The following is a 17,705-nucleotide window of genomic DNA, read 5'->3' as shown; positions in this document are numbered from 1 at the left end:
AGGGATTATTGGATAAAAGCATTGACGCGTGAAAATGAATGATGTACTATTCAATGACCAGCCGCGTGCTAGGTTATCAAGAAAAAGGGAAAGAGTGTGGATACCATGAAAAAATTTAGTTTTTTGCCGATTGTACTCATCGTGATGGCATTGCTGATTTCGGCCTGCGGTAACAACGATAAAGGCGCCAGTACCAATAATGCATCTACCGGAGATAACGGATCTAATAATGGAAAAGCAGATACTACTGCTACAGCTACTCTTGAATCTGTAAAAGCAAGCGGCAAGCTAAGAATTGGCACGGAAGGTACCTATGCTCCGTTTACCTACCATGATGCTGCTGGTAAGCTGACAGGCTTCGATGTCGATATTGCGACTGAAGTGAGTAAACGCCTGGGGGTACAACCGGAGTTTATCGAGACGCAATGGGACGGCATATTCGCAGGATTGAACTCCAAGCGGTTTGACACGGTGTTCAATGAAGTATCCATTACAGATGAACGCAAGCAAAAATATGATTTTTCCGATCCGTACATTGTCTCCAAGGCAGTTCTGATCGTAAGCGAAGACAATACAGACATCCAGAAATTTGCTGATCTAAAAGGAAAAAAGGCTGGGCAGTCCCTGACCAGTAACCTGACTCAAATCGCGAAAAGCAACGGTGCGGAAATTGTGGCAACAGAGGGATTCAACCAAGCCATCGACCTCCTCACTTCCAAACGGGTGGATGCGACCGTCAATGATGGATTATCCTATCTTGATCTGAAAAAGCAAAAGCCTGACGCACCCATCAAAAAGGTGGACGAATCTCCAGATGCTTCACACAGCGCAGCTGTATTCAATAAAGGCAGCGAAGATTTGATCAAGGAAGTAAACAAAGCGCTGGCTGATATGAAAGCTGATGGTACGTACCTGAAAATTTCCGAGAAATATTTTGGAGCTGACGTATCCAAATAATAAATGAAGACCAAACGTTCGCCAAGTCGAACCGAATCTTCCCAAACCTATCTTTTCAAAGGATGTCTGTACAATGGATGATCGTCAAATACAAATCATTATCGATTCATTATTGCCTCTGCTAAAAGCAGGGGTTTCTTTTACGATTCCGCTCACGCTTATCTCCTTTGCTCTTGGACTCGTGCTGGCGCTGATTACAGCGTTGGCCCGGCTGTCCAAATGGAGAATACTCAAGCTGATTTTCGGCTTCTATGTATGGGTGATTCGAGGAACTCCTTTGCTGGTGCAATTGTATATTATTTTCTATGGTTTACCTTCCGTAGGTATTACACTGGACCCGTTTATTGCTTCAGTGATCGGCTTTACCCTCAGCGTAGGGGCTTATAGCTCTGAAATTATGCGTGCGGCTATCATATCCATTCAGGAAGGCCAATGGGAGGCGGGATACTCTCTGGGTATGACGCGCTGGCAAGTATTGCGGCGTATCGTGCTTCCGCAAGCATCCCGTGTGTCCGTACCTCCGTTGGCTAATTCATTCATCAGCTTAGTGAAGGATACCTCACTGGCAGCGACCATCACCTATGTGGAAATGTTCAGAACAGCTAACCAGATTGTAGCTACCACATACGAACCGCTATTGGTGTATACCGAGGCGGGAGTTATTTACCTGCTATTTAGCACCATTTTGACTGTGCTGCAAAATTACCTGGAGAAGCGACTAGGCCGTTTTTCCGTCAGATAAAGGAGATTGTACCGGTGATCCAAATTCGGAATATACACAAATCGTTCGGCTCGCTGGAAGTGCTTAAGGGTGTTGACGTGACGTTGGGTAAGGGGAAAGTGCTTGTTATCATCGGTCCTTCCGGTTCTGGTAAAACAACGCTTTTACGCTGCTTGAATTTGCTGGAAATTCCTGACCAAGGAGAGATCCAAGTAGGGGATATTGCACTGAATTTTGCGAAAGTGACGAAGCTCCGGCAAGAAAACATTTTGGCACTGCGCAAACGGACAGGGATGGTATTTCAATCCTACAACCTCTTCCCGCATATGACAGCAGTACAAAATGTGATGGAGGGACAAGTCACGGTTCAGAAAAAGAGCAAGGATGAGGCGCGCAAACGTGCATTGGAATTGCTAAAAAAAGTGGGGTTGGCTGATAAAGCGGAATCCTATCCGCATCAGTTGTCGGGAGGACAGCAGCAACGGGTCGGTATTGCCCGGGCAATGGCGGTCGAACCTGAGGTACTATTGTTTGACGAGCCGACCTCTGCGCTTGACCCCGAGTTGGTAGGCGAGGTGCTTAAGGTCATGAAGCAACTGGCCGCCGAAGGGATGACCATGGTCATTGTCACCCATGAAATGAAATTTGCAGCTGAGGTCGCGGACCATGTGATTTTGATGGATCAGGGTGTAATCGTTGAGCAGGGTACGCCGCATGAGGTTCTGGAGCAGCCCACCAGTCCACGGGCTATTCAGTTTTTGAATCGTCTGAGCGGGGAAGCGGAATAAAGGGAATTACAGTATTTATTAAAATAAGCGTTTAGACTGAATAAAAAGGCAGCTACAGCCGGGCATTGAAAAATAAGCCTCGAACCCGTAGCTGCCTTTTGCTCATCAGTTGTCCTCTTTTATTTCAATTTTAATGTAAGCAAAAAAGTAATCAACAGAATACAACAGCCTGCTATGAATGGAGCGAACAGATTTGCATCAAACAAAAATCCTGCTAGAGTAGGGCCTAAAATATTCCCGACACTCATATAGGCATTATTCATACCCGCTACATATCCTTGCTCATTCCCGGCTATCTTCGATAATTGTGTATTAAGAGCTGGACGAAGCATAGCTGTGGCAAAGAAAATAAGGGAAGTGACAAGGAAGATACTCCAAAAATCTTTGGCTAAGAGAAATAAAATATAAGCAACTGAGGTGAAAAGAAGCGATCCTTTGATCACCCTTTGTTCACCAAACTTATTGATTATTTTAGCAACAACTAATGCTTGCATACCGACTCCGATCACAGCACCTGCGGTCAGAATGACAGCAATATTTTGAGGTGAGAATTGGAAGCGGTTCGTTACATATAAACCAAGAACAGATTCAAAATTAGCGAGTCCAAAGGTCATCACCAGGACAAGTACAAAGAGCATCGTATATTTTGACTTCAACGATCTTGCGTATTGTTTGTAAATAGATTCCTTCTGAATCATTCTTGCCCGCGCTGCTTTCATTTGCTCTTTCGATAAACTTTCAGGCAAACAAAACACTGAAAAAATAACAGCAGCCATAGCAGCACCTGTCGCTGCGTAAAGCGGCACTCTCGTTCCATATCCTGCAAGAAGACCACCCAGTCCAGGTCCAATAACAAATCCGAATGACATGGCTGCGGCGAGCAGGCTGTTCCCTTTGGCGCGTTCTTCGGTTGTTGTAATATCCGCTACATATGCCATCATAGGTGGAACAATCAGGGCTGCTGCCATTCCTTCCAGAAGTCTTGAGGTATACAGCATCCACAGCTCATCTCCAATAGCAAAGATAAATTTAGCCACAGCAAAAACAATGACACCTGCGACGATGAATGCTTTTCTCCCATATCGATCAGATAGCTGTCCAGTCAGGGGAGAGAGCAGGAATTGTGTCATGCCATAGGCTGCTACCAATAAACCGATCGCCCGTCCACTGGCTCCAAACTCAATGACCAGTTCTGGCAGGATGGGGGTAATTAAACCAACGCCCACCATAACGATGAAGATATTAATCATTAGGATTCCAAGTATTCTTTTCATGCAAAAAACCTCCTTATCCATTGGTTTCTGGATAGGAGGTAGACGTGCGAACAAGAAGATACACTGCTCCCGTCAAAGAAGCAATGCTCTTATCGTGAATACCCAAAGCCTACACTAATCCTATCCAGAAAATTCGTAAGATTACGATTTTTTTCTTTGGTGGAATAGGATTAGTAGATCATTGGCTTAAGGTCACCCTTTCGATACTTTATTATTTATGAATGTAACACAAATTTCTTGATAAGGAAATGAAAGGATAACTCAGAAGAACCCGACTCGTCCTTCGGCCACATTTTTTAACCAGTCCTGCTTACGGCTCTTATCGAGCTCGCCTCGCATACCTTTGATAATCAGTTCAATATCGGCTTTTCCCTGCTCATGCCATTCCAGAGCAGTGCTGACATACAGTTCTCCGAGCTGTGCCAGCGAAAACCCGTCAGTCATGGATGCCGCCTTCTGTGTACCTGTTTCCCCTGCAAAAACAAGGAAGTTGCGCAGCTTGAGATACGCCAGTCGCAGCGCTTCGTCAGGCAAACTGATTTCATAAGCCCGGTCGAAACGCCCTGCCCGGTTCATCAGACCTGGGTCGATTTTTTCGGGATAATTGGTCGTTCCGATCAGGAAGATGCCCTCCTTGGATGTAGCACCGTCGAGGGTATTCAGGAAAAAAGAACGCACCTCCTGAGGCATGGAATCAATGTCCTCAATAACCAGTACCATCGGGGCCAGGCGAGTAGCCGCCTCGAACACCTCTTTGACCGATTCACTGGTTGTATACTCCGTAATTTGCCAGTAGGCTGCCGGACCCGGTACACTGCTGGCAATTGATTTTACAAGTGTTGTTTTACCGTTGCCCGGATGGCCGTATAGCAGAATACCACGCTTGTAAGGAATGTTATAAGTCTGATAGAAGGTACGATCCGCTTCAAAAAACTGATCAAGTGATCGGAAAATATCCCGTTTGATTTCCGCTTTCAAAATCACGTCATCCCGCGTAATTGCGCGGGTTATCGGCTCTGCCTGCCGAGAAAGTCCACGGCTTGTGTCGGTAAAAACGGTGACACGCTTCATATTCTGCTTACGTTCACGACCGCGTACTCCCGCGAGGAAGCCTTGCAGCTCTTGGTCGCCTATCGCAAATACGTAATCTTCATTGTACACGCCATTCTCACGGAAAAAGGGAACTCGCGCCAGCGCGATGCCCCACTTGGGATAGGCGAATACATTATTACGCATCGACAGATGCACGCCATATTCAGGAGTCGGCCCGTCATCGTCATACTGGATGGTGCGTTCCTCCAGACGATCGAAGACCCGTGCTACATGCTCCAGATCGGGACTGCCTGCACGAATGTCCTCCTCCAGTAAATCCCAATACTCAATATTGGGATCATCGCTGGCATACAGCACGTATTTTACGCCGTAGCGGTTATAGAGTGCTTCACTGATACCGTCGATCAGACGGGCATAAGCGGCATAACCGGTAATGCGCCCATCTGTACGTTCATCAAATTCGTAAATAGCTGGGATGTCTATACTCAAATTATTTGGCTCCTTTCAGGGCGGCTAGCGGCTTGCATTTGGCTACAACTGCTGCGAGTCCTGCCCCGGTGACACTTTCGATAATATCATCTACATTTTTGTAGGCCTGTGGAGACTCGTCGATAATGCTTTCCAGCGATGCCTGATTGACCACAATTTCGTCGTCTGTCCCTACACCCAGGGCCCCTGCAAAATCGTCCACACTGACGAGTCGTTTGGTCGCAGAACGCGAACGAATACGGCCTGCTCCATGACAAATGGAGTGGAAGTTATCCTGACCGCCCGGTAAACCTACCATAATATAAGAGGCTGTCCCCATAGAGCCGGGGATCAGGGCCGGATGCCCTGTCGCCTGATAAGGCCGCGGATTGTCAGGGTGTCCTGCTGGAAGAGCACGCGTAGCACCTTTACGATGCACAAACACGCTGCCGTGATCCGGATGGGATTCCTCCCAAGCATAATTGTGCATTAGATCGTACAAAGTACGCAACTCGCACTTTGTACCAAAGACATCGCGGAAGGCTTCACGCACCGAGTATGCGATGAGATGTCGGTTCACCACGGCATAATTTAGCGCCGAATACATCATATCGACATAATGTGCAGCCTCGGGATGGTCCAGCCGTGCGAATACCAGTCTCGGGTCAGAGGTACCGAGTCCGAGACGGCTCATCGTCTTGGCAATAGCAGATGAACTGGCCTGGCTGACTGCTCCACCCCAAGCCCGCGATCCAGAATGAATCATCACAGCCACCTGACCGTCGAACATACCCCACGCTTGAGCTGTTTCGCGGTTTTCCTCCGCGATTTCAATCGCCTGAATTTCGACGAAATGATTGCCCCCACCCAGTGTGCCGAGCTGTCGGTGAGCCCGATGCCATGTACGGTCTTCGACAAGATTCAGCACCTCCTCGTCAAAGGAGAACTTACTGTGCTCTACATGGGTGAGTGAGGTGGATTTCTTAGGAGTGTAGCTGTCCGGAATATATTTGTTGGGTAAGCCGTGTAGACCCTTGCGTACAATATGCTCCAGTCGGATATCCGAATAATGCCCGCGCTGGTGGGCTTCCATGGGCAAGTATTTGTCGATGGTTTTGACCAGCTTGCGGCGCAGCTTGGTTTCCTTCAAAGCATCCTTGTGCAAATTGGTCAGGTGTACGCGCATGCCGCAGCCAATATCACTGCCAACGATGGAGGGAGATACATAGCCGTCCTCCATTCCCCATACAGCAGTCGTACCGATGCAGGTTCCGACGCCTACATGTACATCTGGTGTGTATCCCATATAGCGGATACCTGGAATTTGTAAATTGTTATTAGCCATCTCGAACACCTTGTAATCTAGTGAGGAGAAAAGTTGCTGAGAAGCATATACGGTCAGATCACCTGCCGGAAGCTTCATCAGATGGCTGTATGGTCCTTCATGCAAGGACGAGTCGGTTGTATGTTGTATATTCATATAAATGGGTAGTTCCCTTCTTCATGTAAATTCATAAATACTTGCATAAAAAGATTTAAAAAACAAAAAAAAACCGCAGACTTGTCGTCTACGGCTTCCTGCACCGAAAGTGTCATTACATTTTATGATCAACACATCATAAATACGTAAAATAACCTGTTCTTCCAATAGCATAAAAAAATAAAAAAGCCTGGCTAATCACGCCGTCAGACAGCGTGATATCACCCATCATGTCGCCCGAACGGGGCCGATGAGACGAAAACTCAAATATGTGGTTGTATCATGCTGTCTGTCTGTCGTTATCATATAAAGCTCGGTCATGTCTGTCGGCCCCCTTTTCTTAAAGTTAATTGCTATGTTAATGGAAACCTGTGGAAGCTGTCAACCCCTGAAAGATAGAAGTGTGGGAGAATGTGACTTTACTCATGGTGAAGTGTGAGTAACATCATAGTTCAATTGGCCTAAAGCTGTTATTGTACTGAATATTCAAATATTCAGATATTGTTGATCGTTTATTGGACAATTCTGTGAGGGGGACGGAGCAGGCATGGAAGGAGATCTCCAGAAATTTAAGGCCGACTTTTTCAAAGCATTGGCTCACCCTCTGCGCATCCGCATTTTGGAGGTGCTGAGTGAAGGAGAACGGAATGTGAACGAGCTGCAGACTGCGCTCGGTTCCGAAGGTTCTGCCGTATCGCAGCAATTGGCCGTTTTACGGGCCAAAAATTTGGTGAACAGCTTCAAGGAAGGTACATCGGTTGTGTATTCACTACGTGATCCGCTTTTGACGGAGCTGCTTGCGGTGGCGCGGCGGATTTTTGACAATCATTTGGTCGAAGCTATCTCGTTGCTGGAAGGTATACGTAACGAGAAGTAATGCTATTACAGAAAAGAAGGGTTATAGGAATGAAGTGGATAGGAAGGTTCGAAGGCTATAACGCAGGGGCTTTGCGAAAGGATCTCATTTCCGGAAGTATTGTAGCGATTGTGGCGATTCCGCTCGGTATGGCGTTTGCCATTGCATCAGGAGTAAAGCCGGAATATGGGCTGTATACGACCATTGTTGCGGGAATTTTGGTTTCGCTGCTGGGAGGGTCGAAATTCCAGATCGGAGGACCTACTGGTGCATTTATTCCGATTTTGCTGGCTATTGTCATGCAATACGGTTATGAGAACCTACTCATAGCCGGTTTTATGGCGGGCATTATGCTCATTTTAATGGGTGTGCTAAGGCTGGGGGCACTGATTAAGTTTATTCCCAAGCCAGTAACAATTGGCTTTACGGCCGGAATTGCCGTAACGATATTCAGCGGTCAGATTGCTAACTTTCTCGGCTTGCGCGGGGTAGAGCGGCATGAAACTTTTCTGCCTTCCATGGCAGAGCTCATCCATCGACTTCCTTCACTGAATGTATATAGTATCCTGACGGCTTGTATCTGTCTTGCCGCGCTTATTTTGGTGCCTAAAAAATGGCCCAAGATACCCGGCTCACTGGTTGGTCTACTCTTGTCAACACTGGTGGCAGCTTTACTTTTTCCAGGGCAGGTGGCTACCATTGGATCTGCGTATGGCGCAATTCCAGCATCTTTACCTGAGCTACATATTCCTGTGATGAAGTGGGACTTGATCGTGAAACTCTTGCCGCCAGCACTTGTTATTGCAATGCTGGGAGCTATTGAATCTCTGCTTTCAGCGGTGGTAGCTGACGGTATGACGGGAGCTCGGCATAACAGCAATCGTGAACTGGTTGGACAAGGGATTGCTAATTTGCTGACACCGCTGTTCGGCGGTATTCCTGCGACAGGTGCAATTGCCCGCACCGCCACAAATATCCGTAACGGTGCTGTTTCTCCTATGTCAGGCATCGTACATGGGTTCGTGGTGCTCCTCATTCTGGTGCTTTTTGCACCTTATGCATCTAATATTCCGTTGGCCAGTATGGCTCCGGTGCTGATGGTAGTAGCGTGGAATATGAGTGAGCGCAAGCATTTTGCGCACATTCTCAAAACGCGGACAGCGGATTCTATTGTACTGGTTGTCACCTTTTTGCTGACTGTTTTTACAACGCTGACAACGGCTGTGGAGGTGGGTTTAATTCTGGCAGTTGTATTGTTTGTTAAACGTATGAGCAATACACTTTCAGTAGACAAGGTACTTCCTGATCCTTCTGTAAAACATGAAAAAGTAGGCGCGCATATGGTCACAGATCAGCATGATTGTCCACAGGTGGCTATTTACAATGTGGAAGGCCCTCTATTTTTCGGTGCAGCTTCAGTATTGGAAAACTCAGGTGTGGGAGGTCGCACTGACCACCTACAAGGGATTTTGTTGTTGCGTATGGGAAAGGTCCCTTTTATGGATATGACGGGAGAAGGTAACTTTACCGCATTAATCCAGAAATACCGGAAGTTTGGCGGGACGGTGCTTGTTTCCGGACTCCAGCCTCAACCGCTGGCATTACTACAGAAAACCGGATGCTACGACATGATTGGACAAAAGCATTTTTTCGAACATACAGGAGAGGCCCTTACGGCTGCCCTTGCGCTGGTGAATCAGGATCATTGCTGTGGATGCAGGCAAATGGCTTTCCGAGAATGTACGAGTCTGTGCCGCAGATCGCAGCAAGCCAAATCTTCCTTTCCAGATGGAGCCGTTTCGGTTCCCATACCTGTAAATAGCGGCAGATAACACTCTTTATATTTGTTGCTGAATGCCGAAAAATCTCTTCTAATCTCCGAAACCAAGTGCACAATGAAGACTTGCATTTGCTTCGAAAATGGAAGAGATTTTTCTCTTCTTAAAGAAAAAAAGGAATAAAATTCAAAAAAAATGCTTGAATATCTGATTTTATGACACTATACTAGATTCAAAAGATACCATATGTTTCATTCTTTTGTTTTAAATTGTATTTTAATACTTACTTATCAACCTCCTCGATCACTTCTAGTTTCTTACCCTACCTTTTTCTTCATTTTTTCACTTACTATTTTCAAACTTGTCTACCTGTTCCTACCTGATGCTTGTTCTTTGCGGTCTGCACCAAGGGTTGTTCACCTCAGAATGATGACCTATGGATTTCACCCCAGCGGAATCTATATTTTTTAAAGGAGGTGAGTACCAGAGGCTATTTTGTGAGCTTTTGACGTAGCTGCCCGGAAGGTTGTCCTTGAGAATTAAAAAACCAAGTAAAGGGAGATGGAAAGTATTGATTAAGTCGAAAAATATCAAAAAGACGCTGTCGGTCAGTTTTACCGCTCTTCTTGCTTTTTCTCTAATTTCTCCGGTATATGGAGATTCCAGCACAACCACCTCAGCAGGAGGATCAACCATTTCCGCCAAGGTTTCCGCCAAGGTTTCAGCCAAGCTGAACCAACAATTCAGTGCCAGTGAGTATGTCACCTATCTGGTTAAATTGAAGGATCAGGTGGATACGGAGTCAGTTGCCAAGCATGCTTTCCAAAAGGCCTCTGCAGAGCAAATTTCACCCGCTGCTGCTAAGCTTTCTGTACGTACAACGGTTGTGAACTCTCTCATGGATACAGCAGAAAAAACGCAACAATCCGTGGAAGAATACTTAAAGAAGGAAGTCAATAACGGAAACGTCAAAAAATACAAGAGTTACTTTATCGTGAACGCCTTTGCGGTAACCAGCACCAAAGAGGTCATGGATAATCTCGCCACACTTCCTGAGATCGACAAAATTTTACCGGATGAAAAGCGGGAACTGCAAAAGGTAGAAATAGATAAGGATGCCCAGCCCGTAGTTGAGGAATCTACAGCTGACCAAGCGGTTGCAGATCAAGCCGCTGTAGATACGGCTGTGACGGAAGAGAACGCGCAAAAATCGGTGGAAGAATCCGTGTATAAGGATGCTGTAACGCCAAGCCGTGTCGAGTGGAATATTTCTAAAATCAAAGCACCACAGGTTTGGGCCAAAGGCATTGACGGCAAAGGCATTGTTGTCGCCAATCTGGATACAGGCGTTGAATATACTCACCCGGCACTGAAAAGAAAATGGCGTGGTCTGAACGCTTCCGGCCAGGTCGTTAATCCAGAACTGAGCTGGTATGATGCGGTTAATGGAGCATCGCTGCCAACTGATTCAAATGGACATGGTACACATACGATGGGGACGAGCGTTGGCTCGGACAGCAACGGTACGAATGAAATCGGTGTTGCTCCCGGCGCCAAATGGATTGCGGTTCGAGTATTCAATCCAGATACCACCGACTCCATCTTACTGGACGGTGGACAGTGGATTCTTGCTCCTGTAGATAAAAACGGTAAAAAGCACCCTGAGCTTGCACCGGATGTGGTGAATAACTCTTGGGGCGGTGGACCTGGCCTGGATGAATGGTATCGTCCAGTCACCAAGGCGTGGAGAGCGGCTCAGATTTTCCCTGAGTTCTCCGCAGGCAACACAACACTGTCCAATCCGGGCGGACCTGGGTCTGTAGCCAATCCGGCGAATCTACCGGAAGCTTATGCGACAGGAGCCACGGACGTTAACAACAAGCTGGCCAGCTTCTCGCTGCGCGGTCCTTCTCCTTATGGCGAAGTGAAGCCTGAAATTTCGGCTCCTGGTGTGAACATCCGTTCTTCTGTACCGGGCGGAGTGTATGAGGGGGGATGGAACGGTACTTCTATGGCAGGCCCGCATACTGCTGGATTAGCAGCATTACTGCTTCAGGCCAAACCATCTTTGACTGTGGATCAACTGGAGGATGTTATTTCAAAAACAGCGACTCCGCTGACAGACAGCCAGTATCGGACTTCACCGAACAATGGTTACGGATATGGTCTGATCGACGCGCTTGCTGCAGTCAATTCAGTACTTAACTGAGGATTTTGCAAAAATCCCATAAGCGACTTCCAATGAACAAGATTTAGAGCGAAAGACAGGATTAAGAAAGACCCCGGAAAATCCCTTTGAGCGGCTCGTACAGAGATTGCATACACCTGTTAACCGTGTAATGCACTATTACGTAGCCGCAAAAAAGGGGTTTTCGCACATAAAAGAATATAAAAGTCATAGAATTTCAGGAAAAATGCAAAAAAATGACTTGTATATCTGTTTTGATAACTTTATACTATTCCATAATATATGATTATATATCAATTTTTAATATAAAATGTAATGATATAACATGTTTTTCTTCGAATTTCTCCTGCTTTTTCTCCTTGGTTTCTACTGAATTCATCGCTTTTCTATTGGGATTGCAAACTCACCTATGAAGTACTGCCACCTATGAACAGCCAAATATTTTTGTGCCTCTATATTCTATGAAGGAGGTGGTCGCCAACCACATCGTATTGCGCAACCCGTGTGTTTGATGTGCTAGGCATGAGGTCTTACTCTGTACAGGTTATTCCAGAAACATTAAACCTAGTAAAAGGAGTGGAGAAGTAATTGATTAAACCTAAACGATTCAAGAAACCGCTATCTATCGGACTATCTTTACTAATGGCCTTTTCCTTTGTTCAACCTGCTTTGGCGAATAACACACCGGATGGCTCCAAGCTGGAGCTGAAATCTGCCTCGCACAAGGTCACGACCGCGAAGGTGTCCCCAAAACTGACCAAACAGTTTGAGGAGAATAACTATGTTACCTATCTGGTCAAATTAAAAGAACAGGTAGACACCAACAAGGTTTCCAAAAATGCTCTCCAAAAGGCCTCACTTGAGAAAATAACACCTTCCGCTGCCAAAATGGCTGCACGTAGCCATGTGATCAGCTCTCTGCGTGAAACCGCTTCAAGAACCCAATATGGGCTTGAAAATTATTTGGATAAGCAATCAGAGAGCGGCGGAGTGAAGGAATATAAAAGCTTTTTTATTGTCAATGCATTGGCTGTAACAAGCACCAAGGAGGTGCTGGATCATATTTCGCAGCTGCCTGAGGTCGATAAAGTCTTGCCGAATGAAACGCGTTATCTGCAAAAGGTGACGGTTGACAAGCAAGCAGAGGGAGCAAATGCCAAAACGGCTGAAACAGCTGAAACAGCGACAGCAGCAACGGCGAAGTCTGCAACGGTAGAGAAAGCTGTAGAGCTGGAGAAGGACGATGGCAAAACATCGGCTAAGCCTGGCAATGCAGGTAAGAACGCTGTAGACCCATCTACGGTGGAATGGAACATATCCCATATTAACGCACCACAAGTGTGGGAGAAAGGAATCGACGGAACCGGAATCGTGGTCGCCAATCTGGATACGGGTGTAGATTATACACATCCGGCCCTTCATCGCAAATGGCGGGGTCTGGACGCGGCAGGCAATGTCGTGAATCCCGAGCTGAGCTGGTACGATCCGCATAGTCATGCAACGCTTCCGGTCGATCAGGAAGACGATTCCCATGGTACACATACGATGGGCACGATGGTCGGCTCTGAGGAAAACGGAACGAACCGAGTTGGCGTTGCACCTGGTGCGAAGTGGATTGCGGTTCGGATTTTTAATCCGGAAACGACGGATGCGATTATACTGGATGGCGGTCAATGGCTGCTTGCGCCAAAAGATGCCCAAGGGAATCTTCATCCCGAGCTTGCTCCAGACGTAGTGAACAACTCGTGGGGAGGCGGACCGGGTCTTGATGAATGGTTCCGGCCTGTGGTTCAGGCATGGCGGGATGCTCAAATCTTCCCTGAATTCTCCGCAGGTAATACCTCTCTTTCCAATCCGGGCGGACCTGCTTCGGTAGCCAATCCGGCGAACTATCCGGAATCCTTCGCTACTGGAGCCACGGATATCAATGATAATCTAGCCAGCTTCTCCTTGTTAGGACCATCACCCTATGGTGAGGTGAAGCCCGAAGTTTCCGCGCCGGGTGTAAATATCCGGTCATCTGTGGCTGGTGGCGGCTATAAAGGCGGGTATAACGGTACTTCCATGGCGGGACCTCATGTTGCGGCCCTTGCAGCTCTGTTGCTGCAAGCGAATCATTCTCTTACCGTAGACCAGCTTGAGGAAATTTTGATGAACACAGCTACACCGCGCACGGACAGCACATATCCTACTTCGCCAAACAATGGCTACGGACATGGTGTCATTAATGCGCTGGATGCAGTCGGTTCGGTCATGCAAGGTCTGGGCTCCGTGTCTGGTAAAGTTGTAACGGGTGGCGACGATCTGGAAGCACCTGTTCTCGAGCATACACCGCCCGCAGCGGCATTCGAGGGTATTGATATACCTCTGACTGCTCATGTAACGGATGATGTCGGCGTGACGGCCGTTGAGGCATTTGCCAAAACAGCAGGTACGTCAAACTATGTATATATTCCGTTGGAACGGACCTCCGGCGACAGCAAAGATGGTACATATCAAGCGTCCATCCCGACTTTTTTGGTGGACAGCGCTGGTCTGGAATACTATATTCGTGTAAATGATTACGGTAATAACGGATTTGAAACTGAAGTATACAAGGTTAAAATCTCCAAAGGCGTAAAACCAGGCTACACACAAGACTTTGAAAAAGACATTGCCGGTATTAATATCGGTGGACAGGGCAGTGTTTGGAAATGGGGAACTCCGACAAGCGGCCCTAAAAGCGCACATTCGGGTACAAAGGTCATCGCGACTAATCTCGAAGGCCAATATCAGGCCAACTCCAACAGTTATTTTATGGCCCCTCCGATTGATCTGACCGAGAGCTCAAAAGGGGCACTGGTCAGCTTCAAGCATTGGTACGATCTTGAAAATAATTCTGATTTCGGCAAAGTGTACGTAGCAACCACAAACAATCAGAATGCGTTTGAGCAGGTATTATCGTTTACCGGCACCAGCAATGGCTGGAAAACACAATATCTTGATTTGCGGGCATTCGCGGGTCAAAAGGTATACCTCCTCTTCAACTTTACTAGTGACAATACGGTTGTGAAAGATGGCTGGTATATTGACGATCTGTCGATTCAGGAGCCAGACACCGTTGCACCTGCTGCGCCGAGCAATTTGACTGCTGAAGCCGATACTGTGGGCAACGTCACACTGGCCTGGAATGCTTCCTCCGATGAAGATGTGAAGCAGTACAAGGTGTATCGTTCTACCCAATCAGGCAAAAATTATACTTCTATCGGTACAACCTCAGCACTGACACTCACAGATACCATCACGGTCGGTGGAGCGACCTATCATTATGCAGTGGCGGCTGAGGATTATAGTGGCAATGAAGGAATCAAGTCAAATGAGGCTTCTCTGAGAGTAGACGTGCCGGATACGCTGTATAGCGATCATTTTGACGGCAGCTCGGATAATGGCTGGACTCATTCCGGTACCAAGGATGAGTGGGAACGTGGCATTCCCAAGGAAGTAGGACCAGAAAGCGCAGTGTCCAGACCAAATGTGTGGGCAACCGATCTTGATAGCAATTATGAGAACGGAGCTGAATTTTCGCTGGTTTCTCCAAAAATTAATTTGCAGGCTGTACGCAACGCAACACTGACCTTCAATCACTGGTTTGAAATTGAGGCTGGCTATGATTACGGTTATGTGGAAGTGTCCAAAAACAATGGCGACACGTGGAGCGAGCTGGGCAAGTTCTCTCACAATACGAATGGGAAAAAGTGGACTCCGGTTTATTACAATCTGGATAGCTACACCGGCAATGAGATCCAAATTCGCTTCCGTTTGAAATCGGATAACAGTGTGAACAAGAACGGCTGGTACATTGACGATTTCCGTGTGTTGGGCATTCCAGCTGCGACAGTGACCAAGGACATTGTACCTGAGTCGAATACCAAGCTGGAAAAAGCGGAAGAACAATTCCCACTGTACAAAATTACAAGCACTGAAAAGAGTGAATTCCAGGAGAAAGTGAAGCCGGCAGAAACAACGGTGGAGAGTGGACGTGTCGGGCTCGACAGTCTTCCAGCCAGCGCTACGGTTACGGTATTGGAAACCGGACGTTCGGTGAAAACGGATCCGACCACGGGCAAATACAGCTTCACCCATGTAGCGGGCGACTATACGCTGAAGGCTGAAGCCTATGGTTACGTGCCTCAAACGAAAGCAGTCACGATTGAGAATAACAAAGTCATTAGAGCAAACTTTAGCCTTCAGGCCATACCTCACGGTACGATTCACGGGGTCATTACCGACAAACAATCCGGTGAACCGATCCAAAAAGCGAAAGTGTTGGTGCTGGAGGATGCACGTATTGCTCCGGTAGAGACGAATGAGGCTGGAGAATTTACGCTGGACGTGCTGGAAGGAACATACACATTGTCCATTTCAGCTGAGAATTATTATAGCGACAGTGTATCTGTTATTGCTCCTCCGAACGGTAGTGTGGAAGCGAATGTCACGTTGAAACCTTTCATCGGGTTCCAGGGAGGCATTGCTTACGATGACGGGACAGGAGAAAATGCCAGAGCCTTTAACGCGGCAGGCAATTCATGGGCAGTCAGAATGACGCCTGAGTCGGAAGTGGCTCAAGTGACGGGAGCATCGCTTTTGTTCTGGAACTCTGCCTTCCCGAATCCGGGAGGAACGGCATTCCAATATTCTGTTTATGACGCCTCCGGTGCGGCAGGAGCGCCTGGACGATTATTGGCTGGTCCATTCGACGGGACTGCCGTGCGGGATGAGTCACAATGGACGACAGTGCAGCTTCCAGAACCGGTGACGGTTCAAGGTGACTTCTACATCGTATATACACAGTCTGCTGTGGGCACACAGTCGCCGGGTCTTGCTACAGATGAGAGTGGCCCGAATGCACTTCGCAGCTGGCAAGGTGTAAGCGGCGCATGGAGCCAATCACCTGAGGAGGAAGGGAACTACATGATCCGGGCTATCGTCAGATATCCGGTGAATGCTCCAACGATTACGACTCCTACGAAGGCTACGTATACGCAGGAAGAGTCGATTACCGTAACAGGAACTTCCCCGGCAGAAGGAGCCGATATTCAGCTCTTTAACGGTAAGGAGCTGGCTGGCACAACGAAAGTGAAGGATCGCCACTTCAGTTTGTCGGTTGATCTTCAACCAGGAGCTAATCCGCTAAGTGTTCAAGCAGCGGTATACGGCAAATTAACGGATCGTTCCGAAACGGTGGTTGTGACACTCGATCAGACTAAACCGGGTCTGATCCTGACTTCACCTGATGAAGGGGCCCGTACAAACGCGGGTGTAGTCAGTGTAGTCGGTACCGTGTATGACGAGTTCCTCACCGAATTGACGATTAATGGTGAGCCCGCTGAATTTGGAAGTGACGGCAGCTTTAACAAGCGGTTGCTTATCAACGAAGGTGAAAATCAAATTACGGTGACGGCCAAGGATCTTGCCGAAAACGAAACAAGTGTTACGCGCTCGGTGTATGTCGATACAGCTCTGCCGAAGCTTGAAAACATTAGCCCTGCTGAGGATGTGCGTATTACTCCAGGGCAGCCGGTACGAGTATCCTTTGACAGTGCATCCGGTTTGGAGGCGTCCTTCCATGTGGAGCTGCCTTTCAACCTGTCCACTTTGGGCCGCAACGATATTCCATTAAATGAAACTTCGTCAGGCCACTATGAAGGTACTTATTTCACTTCATCTTCTCTGAACCTGGAGGGCGGAGTCATCGTGATCCGGGTAAGGGATGCAGCGGGAAATGAAGTGGAGACGGAGGCACCGGGAAGATTGTATGTAACCAATGGTGGAGGACAGAACCCTGATCCGAATCCATCCAATGAGAAGCCGGTAGCCATTATTCAGGCTAATGAATCAGCTAAGAAGAACAAAAATGTACAATTTAACGCCAAAGCTTCCCGTGATGTAGACGGTGAGATCGTTAGTTACAGCTGGAATTTTGGCGATGGCGATACGGCGGTCGGTTCCAAGGTGAAGCATAAATTCACCACAGCTGGAACGTATACCGTAGAGCTAACGGTAACGGATAATGACGGCGCAAGTGGTAAGACTGTGCATACGATCACGATCCGTTAACAGCCAGTAGGAAAGGAAATGCTTCTTTTAGAATAACAATGAAGGC

The 17,705-nt window shown here is 47.4% G+C and carries 10 protein-coding genes; 7 read left to right on the top strand and 3 right to left on the bottom strand.

Annotated elements, in window-relative coordinates:
- The first annotated feature begins 105 nt into the window (after window positions 1-105).
- From JOE49_RS24480 to JOE49_RS24470, 3 genes are all read left to right on the top strand, one after another.
- A complete protein-coding gene (locus JOE49_RS24480; RefSeq protein ID WP_025724330.1) occupies window positions 106-957 on the top strand; it encodes an amino acid ABC transporter substrate-binding protein in 852 nt (283 codons plus the stop codon).
- 73 nt (window positions 958-1,030) lie between these two features.
- Complete coding sequence (locus JOE49_RS24475; protein ID WP_023989825.1) at window positions 1,031-1,699, top strand: amino acid ABC transporter permease; 669 nt, start codon at window positions 1,031-1,033, stop codon at window positions 1,697-1,699.
- A gap of 14 nt (window positions 1,700-1,713) precedes the next feature.
- Entirely contained in the window at window positions 1,714-2,466 is a 753-nt protein-coding gene (locus tag JOE49_RS24470) for an ATP-binding cassette domain-containing protein (protein ID WP_160788930.1), read from the top strand.
- A gap of 119 nt (window positions 2,467-2,585) precedes the next feature.
- Here the strand turns inward: JOE49_RS24470 and JOE49_RS24465 are convergent, their stop codons facing one another.
- The 3 genes from JOE49_RS24465 to JOE49_RS24455 all read right to left on the bottom strand — a co-directional run bounded on the left by JOE49_RS24465 (window position 2,586) and on the right by JOE49_RS24455 (window position 6,741).
- Window positions 2,586-3,740 (bottom strand): MFS transporter, encoded by a 1,155-nt coding sequence (locus tag JOE49_RS24465; protein WP_160788943.1) that lies wholly within the window; start codon window positions 3,738-3,740, stop codon window positions 2,586-2,588.
- Between the two features lie 261 nt (window positions 3,741-4,001).
- Window positions 4,002-5,282: an AAA family ATPase gene (locus JOE49_RS24460; RefSeq protein WP_104496095.1), complete on the bottom strand. Its 1,281-nt coding sequence runs from the start codon at window positions 5,280-5,282 to the stop codon at window positions 4,002-4,004.
- Window position 5,283: 1 nt separating this feature from the next.
- Window positions 5,284-6,741, bottom strand: coding sequence for an RtcB family protein (locus JOE49_RS24455; RefSeq protein WP_209943295.1), 1,458 nt, complete (start codon window positions 6,739-6,741; stop codon window positions 5,284-5,286).
- A gap of 547 nt (window positions 6,742-7,288) precedes the next feature.
- On the opposite strand from JOE49_RS24455, the gene JOE49_RS24450 reads away from it, so the two are divergent.
- From JOE49_RS24450 to JOE49_RS24435, 4 genes are all read left to right on the top strand, one after another.
- Window positions 7,289-7,618, top strand: coding sequence for an ArsR/SmtB family transcription factor (locus JOE49_RS24450; protein ID WP_013311437.1), 330 nt, complete (start codon window positions 7,289-7,291; stop codon window positions 7,616-7,618).
- A 29-nt stretch (window positions 7,619-7,647) separates the two neighbouring features.
- Window positions 7,648-9,429 carry a SulP family inorganic anion transporter gene (locus JOE49_RS24445; protein ID WP_209943293.1) on the top strand — a complete coding sequence of 594 codons (1,782 nt, stop codon included), beginning with the start codon at window positions 7,648-7,650 and terminating at the stop codon, window positions 9,427-9,429.
- Between the two features lie 517 nt (window positions 9,430-9,946).
- Window positions 9,947-11,584: a S8 family serine peptidase gene (locus JOE49_RS24440; protein WP_209943291.1), complete on the top strand. Its 1,638-nt coding sequence runs from the start codon at window positions 9,947-9,949 to the stop codon at window positions 11,582-11,584.
- 567 nt (window positions 11,585-12,151) lie between these two features.
- On the top strand, window positions 12,152-17,659 hold the full coding sequence (locus tag JOE49_RS24435; RefSeq protein WP_209943289.1) for a S8 family serine peptidase: 5,508 nt from the start codon (window positions 12,152-12,154) through the stop codon (window positions 17,657-17,659).
- Window positions 17,660-17,705: the final 46 nt, after the last annotated feature.

This window comes from Paenibacillus sp. PvR133 (assembly GCF_017833155.1).
Taxonomy (GTDB): domain Bacteria; phylum Bacillota; class Bacilli; order Paenibacillales; family Paenibacillaceae; genus Paenibacillus; species Paenibacillus polymyxa_B.
Note: the sequence above shows the minus strand (reverse complement) of the source record. Positions and strands in the feature narration are given on the sequence as shown.

Coding starts and splice junctions, on each gene's coding strand:
- JOE49_RS24480 (WP_025724330.1), top strand. CDS start 106: ATGAAAAAATTTAGTTTTTTGCCGATTGTACTCATCGTGATGGCATTG.
- JOE49_RS24475 (WP_023989825.1), top strand. CDS start 1,031: ATGGATGATCGTCAAATACAAATCATTATCGATTCATTATTGCCTCTG.
- JOE49_RS24465 (WP_160788943.1), bottom strand. CDS start 3,740: ATGAAAAGAATACTTGGAATCCTAATGATTAATATCTTCATCGTTATG.
- JOE49_RS24455 (WP_209943295.1), bottom strand. CDS start 6,741: ATGAATATACAACATACAACCGACTCGTCCTTGCATGAAGGACCATAC.
- JOE49_RS24450 (WP_013311437.1), top strand. CDS start 7,289: ATGGAAGGAGATCTCCAGAAATTTAAGGCCGACTTTTTCAAAGCATTG.
- JOE49_RS24445 (WP_209943293.1), top strand. CDS start 7,648: ATGAAGTGGATAGGAAGGTTCGAAGGCTATAACGCAGGGGCTTTGCGA.